The sequence below is a fragment of the Pseudomonas sp. Choline-02u-1 genome, from assembly GCF_002836515.1.
Taxonomy (GTDB): domain Bacteria; phylum Pseudomonadota; class Gammaproteobacteria; order Pseudomonadales; family Pseudomonadaceae; genus Aquipseudomonas.
On record NZ_PJBC01000007.1, the window covers coordinates 58130 to 75154 of the forward strand.

The following is a 17025-nucleotide window of genomic DNA, read 5'->3' on the forward strand; positions in this document are numbered from 1 at the left end:
GTGACGCCAGCCTGCCAGGCCGCCACACCAATCTGTCAACGTACAAGAAGGAAGACTGCAGTGAGCGCTGACTACCCACGCGACCTGATCGGTTACGGCAGTAACCCTCCTCACCCACACTGGCCGGGCAATGCCCGGATCGCCCTGTCCTTCGTACTCAATTACGAAGAAGGTGGCGAGCGCAACATTCTCCACGGCGACAAGGAATCCGAAGCCTTCCTGTCCGAAATGGTCGCCGCGCAGCCGCTGCAAGGCGCGCGCAACATGAGCATGGAATCGCTTTACGAGTATGGCAGCCGTGCCGGCGTCTGGCGCATTCTGAAACTGTTCAAGGAATTCGATATTCCGCTGACCATTTTCGCCGTGGCCATGGCCGCTCAGCGTCACCCGGATGTGATCCGCGCGATGGTCGAAGCCGGTCACGAAATCTGCAGCCACGGCTACCGCTGGATCGACTACCAGTACATGGATGAAGCGCAGGAACGCGAGCACATGCTCGAAGCGATCCGCATCCTCACCGAACTTACCGGCGAGCGCCCGCTGGGCTGGTACACCGGACGCACCGGGCCGAACACCCGTCGCCTGGTCATGGAAGAAGGCGGTTTCCTCTACGACTGCGACACCTACGACGATGACCTGCCCTACTGGGAACCGAACAACCCGACCGGCAAGCCGCATCTGGTGATTCCGTACACCCTCGACACCAACGACATGCGCTTCACCCAGGTGCAGGGTTTCAACAAAGGTGACGATTTCTTCGAATACCTCAAAGACGCGTTCGACGTGCTTTACGCCGAAGGTGCCGAAGCGCCGAAAATGCTCTCGATCGGTCTGCACTGCCGGCTGATCGGCCGCCCCGGTCGCCTCGCTTCGCTCAAGCGCTTTATCGAATACGCCAAAAGTCATGAACAGGTGTGGTTCAGCCGTCGCGTCGACATCGCGCGTCACTGGCACGAAACCCACCCGTACCAAGGGACTGCAAAATGAGCCGCTTTCAAACCCTGCAACCGTCGACCTTGAGCCGCGACGCTTTCGTCAACGCCTTCGCCGACATCTACGAACACTCGCCATGGGTGGCCGAAAAGGCCTACGACCTCGGTGCGGACGCTTCGATCGACGAGATCGAAACCCTGCACCAACGCATGAGCGATATCCTGTTGAGCGCCGATCACGCCAGTCAGCTGGCCCTGATCAACGCTCACCCGGACCTGGCCGGCAAAGCCGCCGTCCAGGGCCAACTGACCGAAGCCAGCACCAACGAACAGGCTGGCGCCGGTATTCACCAATGCACGGCCGAAGAGTTCCAGCGCTTCACCGAGCTGAACGACGCCTACAAAGCCAAGTTCAAGTTTCCCTTCATCATGGCGGTAAAAGGCAGCAACCGGCATCAGATCCTCGCGGCGTTCGAAACGCGCATCAACAATTCGGTGGAAGCCGAGTTCAAATGCGCGCTGGCGGAGATCAACAAGATTGCCCTGTTCCGTTTACTGACTCTTTAGCAAGCTTGGCCCGAGCGTGAATGAACGCGTAAACGCCCAGGGCCCTGCAAGCATCCCCAGCCACTAATTCAAAGGCAGACAAGAAGAATGAAAGCTTACGCCGTACCTTTCGAAAAATACGTCAACCTGGCCGATGCCCGTCTGGGCACCAAGATCATTTCGGTCACCGATGACTGGTTCGCAGACGCCAATCGTCTGTTTCAGCCGACCCCGGCCGTATGGAAGGAGGGCGTGTTCGATGACAACGGCAAGTGGATGGACGGCTGGGAGTCGCGCCGCAAGCGCTTCGAAGGTTTCGACAGCGCGGTGATCCGTCTCGGCGTACCGGGCTCGATCAAAGGCGTGGACATCGACACTTCATTCTTCACCGGCAACTACCCGCCGTCGGCCTCGCTGGAAGCCTGCTTCCTGGCCTCGGGCGAGCCGGATGAAAACACCCAGTGGACCGAAGTGCTGTCGGCCGTCGAGTTGCAGGGCAACAGCCACCACTACCACGAAATCAGCAACGACAAAGCGTTCAGCCACCTGCGCTTCAACATCTACCCGGACGGCGGCGTTGCGCGTCTGCGTGTGTACGGCGTTCCGTTCCGCGATTGGTCGGCAGTAGGCGACAACGAACAGGTCGACCTGGCTGCAGCCCTGAACGGTGGACGCGCCCTCGCCTGCTCCGACGAACACTTCGGCCGCATGAGCAACATCCTCAACCCGGGCCGTGGCATCAACATGGGCGACGGCTGGGAAACCGCGCGCCGTCGCACGCCGGGCAATGACTGGGTCATCGTCGCGCTGGGTCATCCGGGCGAGATCGAAAAAATCGTCGTCGACACCCTGCACTTCAAAGGCAACTACCCCGACACCTGCTCGATCCAGGGCGCGTTCGTCAAGGGCGGCACCGACAGCCAGATCGAAACCCAGTCGCTGTTCTGGCGCGAACTGCTGCCAAGCCAGAAGCTGGAAATGCACGCCGAACATACCTTCGTCGAGCAGATCAAGGCACTCGGCCCGATCACCCACATCCGCCTCAACGTGTTCCCGGATGGTGGCGTGAGTCGCCTGCGTGTACTCGGCAAGGTCGCGAAGTAATGCTGAGTCTGTAGGAGCTGCCGCAGGCTGCGATCTTTTGATCTTAAAAACAAAGTCAAAAGATCGCAGGCTTCGCCAGCTCCTACGGGGTCGCGCAAGACGCATTGACAAGTTGAACAACACAGAATTTTGGATAAGAAGAACAGCATGCGCACACTGACGATTGAACCGCTGACCAAAGAAGCCTTCGCCCCTTTCGGTGACGTGATCGAAACCGACGGCAGCGATCACTTCATGATCAACAACGGTTCGACCATGCGCTTCCACAAACTGGCGACGGTCGAAACCGCACAGCCTGAGGACAACGCGATCATCAGCATTTTCCGCGCCGACGCGCAGGACATGCCGCTGACCGTTTGCATGCTGGAACGCCATCCGCTGGGCAGCCAGGCTTTCATTCCGCTGCTCGGCAACCCCTTTCTGATCGTGGTCGCGCCAGTTGGCGATGAACCTGTATCAGGCTTGGTCCGCGCCTTCGTCACCAACGGCAGGCAGGGCATCAATTACCATCGCGGCGTCTGGCACCACCCGGTGCTGACGATCGAAAAGCGGGATGACTTCCTGGTGGTTGATCGCAGTGGCACAGGCAATAACTGCGATGAGCATTTTTTCAAAGAGGATGAGCGTTTGATCCTCGCCCCCCACCAATAAGAGAAGGTCTGATCACTCGACAACAAGAGTGACAGGCGAGAGGTAAAGACTGTGGAAGCACATCTGTTGGAATGGCTGAACCTGAGCGTGCGCTGGGTTCACATGATCACTGGCGTGGCCTGGATCGGCGCGTCGTTCTACTTCGTCTGGCTGGAGAACAACCTCAACCGCGTCAACCCCAAAACCGGTCTGGCCGGTGATCTGTGGGCGATCCACGGCGGCGGCATCTACCACCTGGAAAAATACAAACTGGCCCCTCCGTCCATGCCGGACAACCTGCACTGGTTCAAGTGGGAAGCCTACTTCACCTGGATGTCGGGGATCGCGCTGCTGTGCGTGGTGTTCTATTCCAATCCGACGCTTTACCTGCTCGCACCGGGCAGCACCCTGAGCGGTCCGGAAGGCGTGGCCATCGGTCTTGGCTCGCTGTTCGTCGGCTGGTTCATCTACTCCTTCCTCTGCGACTCGGCACTGGGCAAGCGCCCCGCTCTGCTGGGCTTCATCCTGTTCGTGCTGATCATCGGCGCGGCGTATGGCTTCAGCAAAGTGTTCAGCGGTCGTGGTGCGTACCTGCATGTCGGCGCGATCATCGGCACCATCATGGTCGGTAACGTGTTCCGCATCATCATGCCGGCGCAGCGCGCACTGGTTGCAGCAATCGCTGAAAACCGTACGCCGGACCCGGCGCTGCCGGCCAAGGGCCTGCTGCGTTCGCGACACAACAACTACTTCACCCTGCCGGTGCTGTTCATCATGATCAGCAACCACTTCCCGAGCACCTACGGCAGCCAGTACAACTGGTTGATCCTGGCCGGGATCGCGGTGTTGGCAGTGTTGGTGCGTCACTACTTCAATACCCGTCACGACAGCCACAAGTTTGCCTGGACCCTGCCGGTGGCAGCGGTGGGCATGATCTGCCTGGCTTACGTCACCGGTCCGATGCCGATGTCGAACGCACCTGAAGTGGCGAAAGCTCCAGCGAAAATCGAGTACCAACCGCTGCCGGAAACGGCACTGGGCGGTGGCGCGAAACCGGCTGAAGCGGCGCAACCTGCCGAGCCTGCCTCAGCACCGGCGCAAGCCTCCAACGCCGGTCCCGGCTTCGACAAAGTGCATCACGTGATTCAAGAGCGTTGCACGGTTTGTCATTCGTCGAAGCCGACCAGCCCGTTGTTCAGCGCAGCGCCTGCCGGTGTGATCCTCGACACCCCCGAGCAGATCCGTCAGAACGCTGCGCGCATTCAGGCGCAAGCCATCACCACGCAGATCATGCCACTGGGCAACATCACTCAGATGACCCAGCAGGAGCGTGACCTGATCGGTGCCTGGATTGCCCAGGGAGCGCAGACCAACTAAGCAGTAAAAGCTTCGCGAGCAGGCTCGCTTCCACAAGGACACTGTCAAACCCTGTGGGAGCGAGCCTGCTCGCGAAAGCGGTCGATCAGACAAATTGATGTTGAGTGAAACGGCGCCTTCGCGAGCAAGCCCGCTCCCACAGGTCTGCCTGATGCAAAGAAACAGCTGCAAGCAACCCGGCAGCTGTTAATCACAAGAATAAAAAAGATCCGAGGTGTTGCATGTCCGAGCTGTCCAAAGCGCGCATCCCCGACGCACCCGCCATTCAGCGTTTGCCCCTTTTGCAACTGATCCTGGTCGGTCTGCAACATGTTCTGCTGATGTACGGTGGCGCCATCGCGGTGCCGCTGATCATCGGACAGGCCGCTGGCCTGAGTCGTGAAGAAATCGCCTTCCTGATCAACGCCGACCTGCTGGTCGCCGGCATCGCTACCATCGTGCAATCGCTGGGCATCGGCCCGATGGGCATTCGCATGCCGGTGATGATGGGCGCCAGTTTCGCCGCAGTCGGCAGCATGGTCGCCATGGCCGGCATGCCCGGTATCGGCCTGCAAGGCATCTTCGGCGCGACGATCGCCGCCGGTTTCTTTGGCATGCTGATCGCACCCTTCATGTCCAAAGTCGTGCGTTTCTTCCCGCCGCTGGTGACCGGCACGGTCATCACCTCGATCGGTTTATCGCTTTTCCCCGTGGCCGTGAACTGGGCTGGTGGTGGTGTGGACGCCGCGCAATTCGGCTCGCCGATCTATCTGGCCATCGCCGCGCTGGTGCTGGCCACCATCCTGCTCGTTCACCGCTTCATGCGCGGTTTCTGGGTGAACATTTCCGTGCTGATCGGCATGTGCCTGGGCTACGTGCTGTGCGGCGTGATCGGCATGGTCGACCTCAGTGGAATGGCCAGCGCGCCGTGGATTCAGTTCGTCACGCCGGTGCATTTCGGCATGCCAAAGTTCGAGCTCGCGCCGATTCTGTCGATGTGCCTGGTGGTGGTGATCATCTTCGTTGAGTCGACCGGGATGTTTCTCGCGCTGGGCAAGATCACCGGTCAGGAAGTCTGCCCGCGCATGCTGCGCCGCGGCTTGCTGTGTGATGCCGGCGCATCGTTCTTTGCCGGTTTCTTCAATACCTTCACCCATTCCTCCTTCGCGCAGAACATCGGCCTGGTGCAGATGACCGGCGTGCGTTGCCGTTCGGTAACCATCGTCGCCGGTGGTCTGCTGATCGTCCTCAGCCTGTTGCCGAAAGCGGCGTTTCTGGTGGCGTCGATTCCACCGGCGGTGCTCGGTGGTGCGGCGATTGCGATGTTCGGCATGGTTGCGGCGACCGGTATCAAGATCCTTCAGGAGGCCGACATCGGTGACCGCCGCAACCAGTTGCTGGTCGCGGTGAGCATCGGCATGGGTCTGATCCCGGTGGTGCGTCCGGAGTTTTTCGCTCACCTGCCGATGTGGATGAGCCCGATCACGCACAGCGGCATCGCCATGGCCACTCTCAGCGCGCTGACCCTGAACCTGTTGTTCAACATCCTCGGCGGCAAAGAGCGTGCAGCGATCAACGATTGCCATGCGCACTGATTGAAATCTTCACACAACCTGTGGAAGCGAGCTTGCTCGCGAAGAGGCCCGGTCAGTCGCCATCACTGTTGAATGACCCGCCGCTTTCGCGAGCAAGCTCGCTCCCACAAGTGACATGCAACCCCCTGTCTCAAACAATAAAAACAAGAGTGAGCAACCGATGATCCGCACGCAAACCAGCGTTCTGTTGAGTGGCGGCCTGCTGGCCGCGAGTCAGGCCATGGCCGGCGATCTGCTGCTGTGGCAGACCAATAGTCTCAGCTATCTGTACGGCAAGAATTTCGCGATCAACCCGTCGTATCAGCAGACGGTCACTTTCGAGCATGCCGACAAGTGGAAGTACGGCGACAACTTTCTGTTTGTCGACAAGATCTTCTACAACGGCAAGGAAGACGCCAACAAAGGCCCGCACACCTTTTATGGCGAATTCAGTCCGCGCCTGTCGTTCGGCAAGATCCTCGACCGCAAGATCGAGTTTGGCCCGATCAAGGACGTGTTGCTGGCAATGACCTACGAGTACGGTGAAGGCGAAAGCGAGGCGTATCTGATCGGCCCCGGCTTCGATCTGAAAGTGCCCGGTTTCAACTACGTCACACTGAACTTCTATCGCCGCCAGACGGAAGGCCCGCGCCCCGGCGACGGCGTCTGGCAGATCACCCCCGCCTGGTCCTACAGCTTCCCGCTGGGCAATTCCGATGTGCTGATCGACGGTTACCTCGACTGGGTCGTCGACAATGATGAGAACTCGCGCGGCACCTACCACGCCAACCTGCACATCAACCCGCAGATCAAATACGACCTGGGCAAAGCCTTGGGCTGGAGCCAGAGGCAGGTGTACGTCGGCACCGAGTACAGCTACTGGAAGAACAAGTACGGCATCGAAAACACCCACTCGTTCGACACCAACCAGAACACCGCGAGCCTGTTGTTGAAGGTGCACTTCTGAGATGGCCCGCAACCGTGCGCCATGTCTGCCGTCGGTGCTCTGTTGCGGAGCACTTGAGCACAAGCCGAGGAGTCAGTATTCTCCGCGGCCTTCCGAATTCGGTCTAAAAAAAAGCCCGGATTTAATTTCTGACCGAAAAGCCAACTTATCCCGGCCCTGGTCAGTTCTGAGGCCTCCCGAAAACACGCTCGTCGACTGTTTTTCAGCAGCCGAACGGGCGTTTTTTGGTTTTTCGAAAGCCTTGGCGCAGCTTTTGCTACGAGCATTCAAAGCTGACCGATCGGATGAAATTTGCGGCACGAAAAAAGGCGCCACATCAGAGCGCCGATCTCAAAAAAAATAACGTGGAACACCTACTTTGGGAGCAACCGAATGAAACGTATGTGCACCAGCCTGATGCTGGCCGGATCGATGTTCGCCGGCGGCCAGGCAATGGCCGAGGGCCTGCTGCAGTGGCAGAACAACAGCCTGACCTATCTGTATGGCAAGGACTTCCAGGTCAACCCGCGCATTCAGCAGACCGTGACTTTCGAGCACGCCGATGCCTGGAAATATGGGGACAACTTCCTGTTCATCGACAAGATCTTCTACAACGGCAAGGATGACGGCGGCGTCGGCTCCAACACCTACTACGGCGAGCTCAGCCCGCGCCTGTCGTTCGGCAAGATCTTCGATCAGAAACTGGCCTTCGGCCCGGTGACCGACGTGTTGCTGGCCATGACCTACGAGTTCGGTGAAGGCGATACCGAGGCGTACCTGATCGGTCCGGGCTTCGACCTGGCGATTCCCGGCTTCGACTACTTCCAGTTGAACTTCTATCAGCGTCACACCCAGGGCGCACGCGCCGGTGACAATGTCTGGCAGATCACCCCGGTCTGGTCCTACACCATTCCAGTGGGCAAATCGAACATCCTCATTGACGGCTTCATGGACTGGGTGGTCGACAACGACTCCAACTCCAAGGGCGACTACCACGCCAACCTGCACTTCAACCCGCAGGTCAAATATGACTTGGGCAAGGCGCTGAATTTCGGCGAGAAGCAGTTGTATGTCGGTGTCGAGTATGACTACTGGTCGGACAAGTACGGGATCAAGGACAGCCAGTACTTCAAGACCGATCAGAGCACCACCAGCTTCCTGGTCAAGTTCCACTTCTGATTCGGCGGTGTCCGCAAGGACGCCTTCGCGAGCAAGCTCGCTCCCACAGTGGCTCTATGTTGATTGCAAATTTTGCATTCAATGCAAAACCCTGTGGGAGCGAGCTTGCTCGCGAATAGGCTCACCGCAATTTCAGGCCGGGGCCACCGCTTGGGATATCCGCAGAAACCGGCAAAGCTCCTCACGCTTGGCCAACGCATCCCGCCGCCCCAATTCGATCAACTCGCTGCAATACCCCGCCTCGAACAGCAGATAACTGAGCACCCCCGCCCCACTGGTCTTCGTCGCCCCGGGCCCGCGCAGAAACAGGCGCAACGCCGCTGGCAGTTCCTGGCGATGCCGCGCGGCGATTTCATCGATCGGCTGACTCGGCGCAATCACTAGCACCTCCACAGGCGCCACGCCCAGTGCACGCGTTGGTGTGCCGTCGGGAAGCAAATGACTGAACTGATTCAAACGCTGCAGCAACTCGATATCGCTCTCCAGGCTGTCAATGAACGTGCTGTTGAGCATGTGCCCGCCGATCTGCGCCAGCGTCGGTTGCTGGCCGCTGTAGGCGCGCTCCTGCGGCGGCTGCGGATCAACGCCGCGCGGGTTGCCGCTGACGCCCACCACCAGCACGCGACTGGCGCCCAGGTGCAGTGCCGGACTGATCGGCGCCGACTGACGCACTGCGCCGTCACCGAAATATTCCTCAGCGATTTTCACCGGTGCGAACAACAGCGGAATCGCCGAACTGGCCAGCAGGTGATCGACCGACAACTGCGTCGGCACGCCAATGCGGCGGTGCCGCAGCCAGGCGTCGATGGTGCCGCCGCCCTGATAGAACGTGACCGCTTGCCCCGACTCGTAGCCGAATGCGGTCACCGCCACCGCGTGCAACTGCTTGCGCGCGATGGATTCGGCGATGCCGGGCAGGTGCAGTTTTTCCTCGAGCAGTTCGCGCAGCGGCGAACTGTTGAGCAGCGCCACCGGCATCTGCCGACCGAGGCCGAGCAGGCTGTGGCTGATGAAGCGGCTGGCTTGATGGATCACGCCGGGCCAGTCGCTGCGCAACACGCGGTGGCTGCGAAAGCCCTGCCAGAACTGGGTCAGGCGTTCGATGGCGGCGCGAAAGTCCGTGGCGCCGCTGGCCAGGCTGACCGCATTGATCGCCCCGGCCGAGGTGCCGACGATCACCGGAAAGGGATTGTCCGCGCCTACCGGCAGCAACTCGGCAATCGCCGCCAGCACCCCGACCTGATAAGCCGCCCGAGCCCCGCCGCCGGAAAGAATCAAACCTGTAACCGGTTCAGCAGGACTCATCGCAACACTCCAGGGGGCCTAGCAGAATGGCAGGATCAGCGGCGCTTGGGATAAAGCTTCGGCTCGCCCGGCGGGCGGCTCTTGAAACGCCGATGCGCCCACAGATATTGCTCGGGGCAGGCACGCATGACGCTCTCGACCCACTGATTGATGCGGATGCAATCGGCCTCTTCACTCTCGCCGGGAAAATCCTCCAGCGGCGGATGAATCACCAGGCGATAACCGCTGCCGTCGGCCAGACGTTCCTGAGTAAACGGCACCACCAGCGCCTTGCCCAGGCGAGCAAACTTGGTCGTTGCGGTGACGGTGGCGGCCTGAATGCCGAACAGCGGCACGAAGATGCTTTGCTTGGCGCCGTAGTCCTGATCCGGCGCATACCAGATCGCCCGGCCCGAGCGCAGCAGCTTGAGCATGCCGCGAACGTCGTCGCGCTCCACCGCCAGCGAATCCAGATTGTGCCGCTCGCGACCACGGCGCTGGACGAAGTCGAACAAGGGGTTTTTGTGTTCGCGGTACATGCCGTCGATGGTGTGCTGCTGGCCAAGCAGCGCCGCGCCGATTTCCAGGGTGGTGAAATGCGCAGCCATGAGGATCACGCCTTTGCCTTCGCGCTGGGCCTTCTGCAGATGTTCAAGGCCTTCGACGTGGGCCAGTTTCGCCAGACGCTCGCGCGACCACCACCAGCTCATCGCCATTTCAAAAAAAGCGATCCCGGTGGAGGCGAAGTTTTCCTTGAGCAGGCGTTTGCGCTCGGCGGCGGATTTTTCCGGGAAGCACAATTGCAGATTGCGCCGCGCGATGGTTCGCCGGTCGCTGGCGAGGCGATACATCAACGCACCCAAAACTCGACCGATGGTCAGCAGCGCCGGATACGGCAACTGCACGATCAGCCATAAAAGCCCCAGACCGCACCAGAGCGGCCAGAAGCGCGGAGCAAGAAATGCTTTTCGAAAACGCGGGCGATCCATTAAAGCTTCCGTAAATACAGTGGCCGCGCATTCTACATCGTTCGACCCGGCTTGCGGCTCGCGGGCGTTCTCGTTATAAGTCTCGGCACTTTTAGTGACAAGCCGTTGTATGCCGACATGAGCCAAACCGACCCGTTAGACCAAGATCCCGTATTCCAGCTCAAGGGCAGCATGCTGGCCATTACTGTGCTGGAACTGGCCCGTAACGACCTCGAAAGCCTCGATCGGCAACTGGCCGCCAAAGTCGCCCAGGCGCCAAATTTTTTCAGCAATGCACCGCTGGTTCTGGCGCTCGACAAATTGCCGCCGAGCCAGGGCGCTGTCGACCTGCCGGGGCTGATGCGCGTCTGCCGTCAACATGGCCTGCGCACCCTGGCCATTCGCGCCAGCCGCATCGAAGACATCGCCGCCGCCATCGCCATCGACATCCCCGTGCTGCCGCCCTCCGGCGCCCGCGAGCGTCCGCTGGAGACGCCGGAAGCGGAAGTCAGAAAGAAGCCGGAAAAACCGCCTGAGCCGACCGTTAAACCGACCCGCGTAATCACCACGCCAGTACGTGGTGGCCAACAGATATACGCCCAGGGTGGCGATCTGGTCGTGGTCTCATCGGTCAGTCCGGGGGCGGAACTTCTCGCCGATGGCAACATCCATGTATACGGCCCGATGCGTGGCCGTGCACTGGCCGGCGTCAAAGGTGACACCAAGGCACGGATTTTCTGTCAGCAATTGAGCGCTGAACTGATCTCCATCGCCGGTCATTACAAGGTTTCCGAAGATCTGCGTCGCGATCCGATGTGGGGCTCGGGCGTCCAGGTCAGCCTGTCAGGCGACGTGTTGAACATCATTCGGCTTTAACGGATACTGCCGCATTTTCCAAGCATCTCTAAAACGTAGCGAAAACGGCTCAAACGAAGTAGGAAAAAGGCCTAAAGCCAAATTCCAGCCAAGGCTGTCCGACTGCAGTAGTTTTCAGGAGATGTTTTTCAGGGGCTGAACAGTCCTTCTTCCTTAGGGGTGAAACACCTTGGCCAAGATTCTCGTGGTTACATCCGGCAAGGGTGGTGTGGGTAAGACCACCACCAGCGCCGCTATCGGTACCGGTCTCGCACTGCGCGGCCACAAAACAGTGATCGTCGACTTCGACGTCGGCTTGCGTAACCTCGACCTGATCATGGGTTGCGAGCGCCGCGTGGTATACGACTTCGTCAACGTCGTGAACGGCGAAGCCAACCTGCAACAGGCGCTGATCAAAGACAAGCGCCTGGAAAACCTCTACGTGCTGGCAGCCAGCCAGACCCGCGACAAAGACGCGCTGACCGTCGAAGGCGTGGAAAAGGTCCTGATGGAGCTCAAGGAACAATTCGAGTTCGTCGTCTGCGATTCCCCGGCTGGCATCGAGAAAGGTGCGCACCTGGCCATGTACTTCGCTGACGAAGCGATCGTTGTGACCAACCCGGAAGTCTCCTCGGTACGTGACTCGGACCGCATGCTCGGCCTGCTGGCGAGCAAATCGCGCCGCGCCGAACGTGGCGAAGACCCGATCAAGGAACACCTGCTGATCACCCGCTACCACCCGGAGCGTGTTGAAAAGGGCGAGATGCTTGGCGTTGAAGACGTCAAGGAAATCCTTTCGGTGACCCTGCTCGGCGTGATCCCGGAATCCCAGGCTGTGCTCAAGGCTTCCAACCAGGGCGTGCCGGTAATTCTCGACGACCAGAGTGATGCCGGTCAGGCTTACAGCGATACCGTCGACCGCCTGCTGGGCAAAGAAAAAGCCCACCGATTCCTCGATGTCGAGAAGAAGGGATTCTTCGAGCGCCTGTTTGGAGGTAGGTAATGAACCTTTTTGACTTCTTTCGTGCCAACAAAAAGCCAAGTACCGCCTCGGTAGCGAAAGAGCGTCTACAGATCATCGTGGCGCATGAGCGCGGCCAGCGCAGCACGCCGGATTACCTGCCAGCCTTGCAGAAGGAACTGGTCGACGTGATCCGCAAGTACGTCAATATCGGCAACGATGACGTACACGTTGCACTGGAAAGCCAGGGCAGTTGCTCGATTCTGGAACTCAACATCACCCTGCCCGACCGCTGAGTCGATCCGGCAGGTACGACGGCGGTTCAGGGCCATTCCCCGGTGGAATGGTCCTGCACCGCCGTTGGCATTTGTTACGAGGCTGTTTTAATGCCGCTGTCCAACATCCGCATCATCTATCAGGACGCCGCCGTACTGGTGGTCGACAAACCGACCCTGCTGCTCTCGGTGCCCGGCCGCGCCGATGACAACAAGGACTGCCTGATTACCCGTTTGCAGGAAAACGGCTACCCGGAAGCGCGCATCGTCCATCGCCTGGACTGGGAAACCTCCGGCATCATTTTGCTGGCCCGTGATGCCGACACCCATCGTGAGTTGTCGCGGCAGTTTCATGATCGCGAAACCGAAAAGGCCTACACCGCTTTGGCCTGGGGTCAGCCGGAACTGGACAGCGGTAGCATCGACCTGCCGTTGCGCTACGACCCACCGACCAAGCCGCGCCATGTAGTCGATCACGAATTCGGCAAACATGCGCTGACGTTCTGGAAGGTGCTGGAACGGTGCGGCGACTGGTGCCGGGTCGAGCTGACACCGATCACCGGTCGCTCACATCAATTGCGCGTGCACCTGTTGTCGATCGGCCATCCGCTGCTCGGTGACGGACTCTACGCCCACGAGCAGGCTCTGGCGGCCTGGCCGCGCCTGTGTCTGCACGCGAGCATGCTCAGTTTCACTCATCCGCAAAGCGGCGAGCGCCTGCGATTCGAGTGCCCGGCGCCGTTCTGAATCGCGCCTGCTTCTGAAAGGCCTTCCTGATGGAGGGCTTTTTTTGTTCTGTCAAAAGTTCACCGGCAATAGATTGACGTAAAGAACTGTCATAAAGTTGTAATCAAATATAAAATCATGGCACTTCGACATCAGGCAGGAGGCCTTTTCCGTGTTCTGCAGCAAAACGCTCCAATCCGAATATCCGATCGTGTGCGCATTCGGTAACACCACCCTGCACCTGAGCGAAACCCCCAGCACCCAGGCGCGCCAAGCCCTCGAACAACTGATAGAAAAACGTCGCGCGCGCAAACTGACCCGGGCCAGCGCACCGTTGTCGTCCTGTGAAACACCACTTTTCGCCAAGGTCCAGCCACTGGACACGTTCAAGGCAAAAGTGCGGGTGAGCCTGAACAAACCGCAACGTAACGGGCGCTTCGACTGGCCGCTCGAAGAACTGATGAATTCCCTCGAAGCTCAGCGCCGGGGCGTGAACATGCCGCCATTGAAGGGCTATGGCTACACCCGCAGCAGGCTTGGCCTGACCGAAGAGTTCTTCCTGCTGACGCACCTGCTCGAAGGCCATATTGATGGCGCCGAATGCATCAGGCGCAACCCCGAAAATATCGAAGCTTTCATCCTCGATGCGTTTCAACTGCTCAGCTCGCTGGCCAGTAAAAACATCACCCACATGGATTTCTGGGTGGGCAACATCATGGTGCCCGAGCAAACGCACGGGCCACTAAAAGCCATTGATTTTGAAAACTGCTTCGCAGGCCCGACCGCGCACCTGAGTGAAACGCTCGGTTTTCAACTGGGCTTCTTCTATCGTCGGGAAATCTACAAATTCATCACCGAAGCCGCTTACGATCGCTTGGTCGATCAATACCTCAGTGCGCTGGCTGGTTTGTCTCGAGACAAGTTCGAAACTGTCTATCAGCCGAGCAAGCATGAAGACATCGGTCGCAAGCAGCGCCGCGAAGTCTTCCTCAACGGCAGACTGATCATCGGTTGACGCCACGCCCGGCAACACTTTGACGCAAGTGTGTGGCCTGCAAATCAGCCGACCAATACGGTAAACTCGCGCACCCGCCGTATGGAGCCGCTTATGCGCGAAGCCTTCCCCCCCATGGAAAAAGTACCGCACCAGTTGCTCTACCTGATCTATGGCGACAAAGACGTTTATCGGCGCGAGGCGAAATTCAGCATCCTCACCGCCCTGGCGCAACTGCAGCAGGGTGAATCGGTACGCATCAGAATCCTGACCGATCGCCCGCAGGACTACGCCGGCTGGCCGGTCGACACCGTCGCCCTGAGCGAGCAGACCCTCAGCCAGTGGCAGGGCGAGAACGGCTACCACCACCGCCGCAAAGCGTGCGCCATTGCACTGGGCCTGACACTCGCCGAAAAAACCCTGTTCGTCGACACCGACACGCTGTTTCTGGGTTCGCCGCATCGACTGTTCAGCATGATCACACCCGGCCGTTACGTGATGGACCGCTTCGAATACGATTGGAGTTATGTCTGTAAGCGCACGGACTACGAAAAACTTGCGCGCTGCCTGCAAGTCCACGGCATCTCGCCTGCCAACAGCTTCAAGCTGTACAACAGCGGCTTGTGCGGCGTCACCGATGGCGATGCAGCGCTGCTGGAAACGTCGATCCGACTGATCGATGAGTGGACGCAGGATTCGTTCGACATCCACACGATCGAACAGATTGCACTGTCATTTGCCATGCGCGACCAGCCCATCCAGGAAGCGAAGAAATTCGTCTATCACTACTTCGCCGACAAAAACTTCTTCCACGCCATGCAGAAACATTTCTTCGCCCGCTACGGCGAGGCCTTTCACCCCGAATTGCCAGACCTGAGCACCGAGGTCCCGCGCAGCAAACCGATCCCTTCGACCTGGGAGCGCCTGCGCATCAAGTGGAAGTTGCGCAAAAAGCGCGGCGGCATGAAGAAAGTCGGCCGTGCGTTGCTGTTCGGCAGTGCTGCACCTGAACATCCGTATTACGAAATCTGCCGGCATGAATGGTGGGAATCGGCTTCGCGGGAAATCCTTCGCTGGGACAGCGTCGCGCAACAAGCTTTCTTCGGCACTGACAAGGGTTGGCCAAAACATCTGCCGAAACCTGCGAGGAAGGCTGATCAGAAGGCCATCCTGGCCTATCTGCGCAAGCGCATCGGTCATCAGGCCTGACAATACGTGCGCAAACCACTTGCCCAATGCAGCTGAGTGATGCGTTAAACTGCCGCCCATTGCTGTCTGGAGTTTCTTATGCGCGCAGAGTTGAACCAGGGCCTGATCGACTTTCTCAAGGCCTCCCCTACCCCGTTTCACGCCACCGCCAGCCTCGTTCAGCGTCTGGAGGCCGCCGGTTATGTGCGCCTCGACGAGCGCGAGCCATGGTCCACCGAGGCCAACGGCCGCTATTACGTCACCCGTAACGATTCCTCGATCGTCGCGATCAAAATGGGCCGCAACTCGCCACTGCACGACGGTATTCGTCTGGTCGGCGCCCACACCGACAGCCCATGCCTGCGGGTCAAGCCGCAACCGGAACTGCAGCGTCAGGGCTTCTGGCAGTTGGGCGTCGAAGTCTACGGCGGCGCACTGCTGGCGCCGTGGTTCGACCGCGATCTGTCGCTGGCCGGCCGCGTGACCTTCCGCCGTGACGGCAAGGTCGAAAGCCAGTTGATCGACTTCAAGGCACCGATTGCGATCATTCCCAACCTGGCCATCCATCTCAACCGCGAAGCCAACCAGGGCTGGGCGATCAACGCGCAGACCGAACTGCCGCCGGTCCTCGCCCAGTTCGCCGGTGACGAGCGCGTCGATTTCCGCGCCGTGCTCACTGATCAACTGGCCCGCGAACACGGTCTGAACGCCGACGTGGTGCTGGATTACGAGCTGAGTTTCTACGACACGCAAAGCGCTGCAGTCATCGGTCTTAACGGCGACTTCATCGCTGGTGCGCGGCTGGATAACCTGCTGTCCTGCTACGCCGGCCTGCAGGCGTTGCTCACCGCCGAGACCGACGAAACCTGCGTGCTGGTGTGTAACGACCACGAAGAAGTCGGCTCCTGCTCGGCGTGCGGTGCCGACGGCCCGATGCTCGAACAGACCCTGCGCCGCCTGCTGCCGGAAGGCGACGAGTTCGTGCGCACCATCCAGAAATCCCTACTGGTGTCGGCCGACAACGCCCACGGCGTGCATCCCAACTATGCCGAAAAGCACGACGCCAACCACGGCCCGAAACTCAATGCCGGGCCGGTGATCAAGGTCAACAGCAACCAGCGCTATGCCACCAACAGCGAAACCGCCGGTTTCTTCCGCCACCTGTGCATGGCCGAAGAAGTGCCGGTGCAAAGCTTCGTGGTGCGCAGCGACATGGGCTGCGGCTCGACGATCGGCCCGATCACCGCCAGTCACCTGGGCGTGCGCACCGTCGACATCGGCCTGCCGACTTTCGCCATGCATTCGATCCGCGAGCTGTGCGGCAGCCATGACCTGGCGCATCTGGTCAAAGTGCTCAGCGCGTTCTATGCCAGTCGTGAATTGCCTTAATCAGCGGCGCTGATTGATGCAGGAGCTGCGCAAGGCTGCGGTTTTTTGATTTTGCTTTGAAGATCAAAAGATCGCAGCCTGCGGCAGCTCCTACACGTGCAAACCCGCCTAGACTCAA

18 protein-coding genes are annotated in these 17025 nt (G+C 59.7%); 16 read left to right on the top strand and 2 right to left on the bottom strand.

The window, feature by feature from the left end:
* Nucleotides 1-60: 60 nt before the first annotated feature.
* The 9 genes from puuE (at nt 61) to CXF97_RS07195 (ending at nt 8267) form a co-directional block, all read left to right on the top strand.
* Complete coding sequence (gene puuE / locus CXF97_RS07155; RefSeq protein ID WP_101157499.1) at nt 61-987, top strand: allantoinase PuuE; 927 nt, start codon at nt 61-63, stop codon at nt 985-987.
* Nucleotides 984-1499, top strand: a complete 516-nt coding sequence (gene uraD / locus CXF97_RS07160) for a 2-oxo-4-hydroxy-4-carboxy-5-ureidoimidazoline decarboxylase (RefSeq protein WP_064364561.1) — start codon at nt 984-986, stop codon at nt 1497-1499. The genes puuE and uraD overlap by 4 nt, the downstream gene beginning before the upstream one ends.
* An 87-nt stretch (nt 1500-1586) precedes the next feature.
* A complete protein-coding gene (alc, locus tag CXF97_RS07165) occupies nt 1587-2582 on the top strand; it encodes an allantoicase (protein ID WP_101157501.1) in 996 nt (331 codons plus the stop codon).
* 147 nt (nt 2583-2729) lie between these two features.
* Complete coding sequence (locus CXF97_RS07170) at nt 2730-3233, top strand: ureidoglycolate lyase (protein WP_024012211.1); 504 nt, start codon at nt 2730-2732, stop codon at nt 3231-3233.
* Nucleotides 3234-3284: 51 nt separating this feature from the next.
* Nucleotides 3285-4589 (top strand): urate hydroxylase PuuD, encoded by a 1305-nt coding sequence (locus tag CXF97_RS07175; protein ID WP_101157503.1) that lies wholly within the window; start codon nt 3285-3287, stop codon nt 4587-4589.
* Between the two features lie 221 nt (nt 4590-4810).
* Nucleotides 4811-6163, top strand: a complete 1353-nt coding sequence (locus tag CXF97_RS07180; protein WP_101157505.1) for a nucleobase:cation symporter-2 family protein — start codon at nt 4811-4813, stop codon at nt 6161-6163.
* A gap of 160 nt (nt 6164-6323) precedes the next feature.
* Entirely contained in the window at nt 6324-7109 is a 786-nt protein-coding gene (locus CXF97_RS07190) for an outer membrane protein OmpK (protein ID WP_101157509.1), read from the top strand.
* A 1-nt stretch (nt 7110) separates the two neighbouring features.
* Nucleotides 7111-7452 carry a hypothetical protein gene (locus CXF97_RS27945; RefSeq protein ID WP_157830868.1) on the top strand — a complete coding sequence of 114 codons (342 nt, stop codon included), beginning with the start codon at nt 7111-7113 and terminating at the stop codon, nt 7450-7452.
* 29 nt (nt 7453-7481) lie between these two features.
* Complete coding sequence (locus CXF97_RS07195; protein ID WP_039763795.1) at nt 7482-8267, top strand: outer membrane protein OmpK; 786 nt, start codon at nt 7482-7484, stop codon at nt 8265-8267.
* 132 nt (nt 8268-8399) lie between these two features.
* Here the strand turns inward: CXF97_RS07195 and CXF97_RS07200 are convergent, their stop codons facing one another.
* Nucleotides 8400-9572: a patatin-like phospholipase family protein gene (locus CXF97_RS07200; RefSeq protein WP_101157511.1), complete on the bottom strand. Its 1173-nt coding sequence runs from the start codon at nt 9570-9572 to the stop codon at nt 8400-8402.
* A gap of 35 nt (nt 9573-9607) precedes the next feature.
* Nucleotides 9608-10540: a lipid A biosynthesis lauroyl acyltransferase gene (locus CXF97_RS07205; protein WP_101157513.1), complete on the bottom strand. Its 933-nt coding sequence runs from the start codon at nt 10538-10540 to the stop codon at nt 9608-9610.
* 117 nt (nt 10541-10657) lie between these two features.
* On the opposite strand from CXF97_RS07205, the gene minC reads away from it, so the two are divergent.
* The 7 genes from minC (at nt 10658) to CXF97_RS07240 (ending at nt 16907) form a co-directional block, all read left to right on the top strand.
* A complete protein-coding gene (minC, locus tag CXF97_RS07210; protein WP_101157514.1) occupies nt 10658-11395 on the top strand; it encodes a septum site-determining protein MinC in 738 nt (245 codons plus the stop codon).
* A gap of 169 nt (nt 11396-11564) precedes the next feature.
* Nucleotides 11565-12377: a septum site-determining protein MinD gene (minD, locus tag CXF97_RS07215; protein WP_007913953.1), complete on the top strand. Its 813-nt coding sequence runs from the start codon at nt 11565-11567 to the stop codon at nt 12375-12377.
* Entirely contained in the window at nt 12377-12631 is a 255-nt protein-coding gene (minE, locus tag CXF97_RS07220) for a cell division topological specificity factor MinE (RefSeq protein WP_003223146.1), read from the top strand. Before minD ends, minE begins: the two co-directional genes overlap by 1 nt.
* A 90-nt stretch (nt 12632-12721) precedes the next feature.
* Nucleotides 12722-13357: an RluA family pseudouridine synthase gene (locus CXF97_RS07225; protein ID WP_101157516.1), complete on the top strand. Its 636-nt coding sequence runs from the start codon at nt 12722-12724 to the stop codon at nt 13355-13357.
* A gap of 151 nt (nt 13358-13508) precedes the next feature.
* Nucleotides 13509-14351, top strand: coding sequence for a hypothetical protein (locus CXF97_RS07230; protein WP_101157519.1), 843 nt, complete (start codon nt 13509-13511; stop codon nt 14349-14351).
* A 93-nt stretch (nt 14352-14444) separates the two neighbouring features.
* A complete protein-coding gene (locus CXF97_RS07235; protein WP_101157521.1) occupies nt 14445-15539 on the top strand; it encodes a hypothetical protein in 1095 nt (364 codons plus the stop codon).
* Between the two features lie 78 nt (nt 15540-15617).
* Nucleotides 15618-16907 (top strand): M18 family aminopeptidase, encoded by a 1290-nt coding sequence (locus CXF97_RS07240; protein WP_101157523.1) that lies wholly within the window; start codon nt 15618-15620, stop codon nt 16905-16907.
* Nucleotides 16908-17025 lie beyond the last annotated feature (118 nt).

Coding starts and splice junctions, on each gene's coding strand:
- CXF97_RS07205 (WP_101157513.1), bottom strand. CDS start 10,540: ATGGATCGCCCGCGTTTTCGAAAAGCATTTCTTGCTCCGCGCTTCTGG.
- CXF97_RS07170 (WP_024012211.1), top strand. CDS start 2,730: ATGCGCACACTGACGATTGAACCGCTGACCAAAGAAGCCTTCGCCCCT.
- CXF97_RS07190 (WP_101157509.1), top strand. CDS start 6,324: ATGATCCGCACGCAAACCAGCGTTCTGTTGAGTGGCGGCCTGCTGGCC.
- CXF97_RS27945 (WP_157830868.1), top strand. CDS start 7,111: ATGGCCCGCAACCGTGCGCCATGTCTGCCGTCGGTGCTCTGTTGCGGA.
- minC (WP_101157514.1), top strand. CDS start 10,658: ATGAGCCAAACCGACCCGTTAGACCAAGATCCCGTATTCCAGCTCAAG.
- CXF97_RS07200 (WP_101157511.1), bottom strand. CDS start 9,572: ATGAGTCCTGCTGAACCGGTTACAGGTTTGATTCTTTCCGGCGGCGGG.
- CXF97_RS07240 (WP_101157523.1), top strand. CDS start 15,618: ATGCGCGCAGAGTTGAACCAGGGCCTGATCGACTTTCTCAAGGCCTCC.
- CXF97_RS07195 (WP_039763795.1), top strand. CDS start 7,482: ATGAAACGTATGTGCACCAGCCTGATGCTGGCCGGATCGATGTTCGCC.
- minE (WP_003223146.1), top strand. CDS start 12,377: ATGAACCTTTTTGACTTCTTTCGTGCCAACAAAAAGCCAAGTACCGCC.
- uraD (WP_064364561.1), top strand. CDS start 984: ATGAGCCGCTTTCAAACCCTGCAACCGTCGACCTTGAGCCGCGACGCT.
- alc (WP_101157501.1), top strand. CDS start 1,587: ATGAAAGCTTACGCCGTACCTTTCGAAAAATACGTCAACCTGGCCGAT.
- CXF97_RS07235 (WP_101157521.1), top strand. CDS start 14,445: ATGCGCGAAGCCTTCCCCCCCATGGAAAAAGTACCGCACCAGTTGCTC.
- CXF97_RS07180 (WP_101157505.1), top strand. CDS start 4,811: ATGTCCGAGCTGTCCAAAGCGCGCATCCCCGACGCACCCGCCATTCAG.
- CXF97_RS07225 (WP_101157516.1), top strand. CDS start 12,722: ATGCCGCTGTCCAACATCCGCATCATCTATCAGGACGCCGCCGTACTG.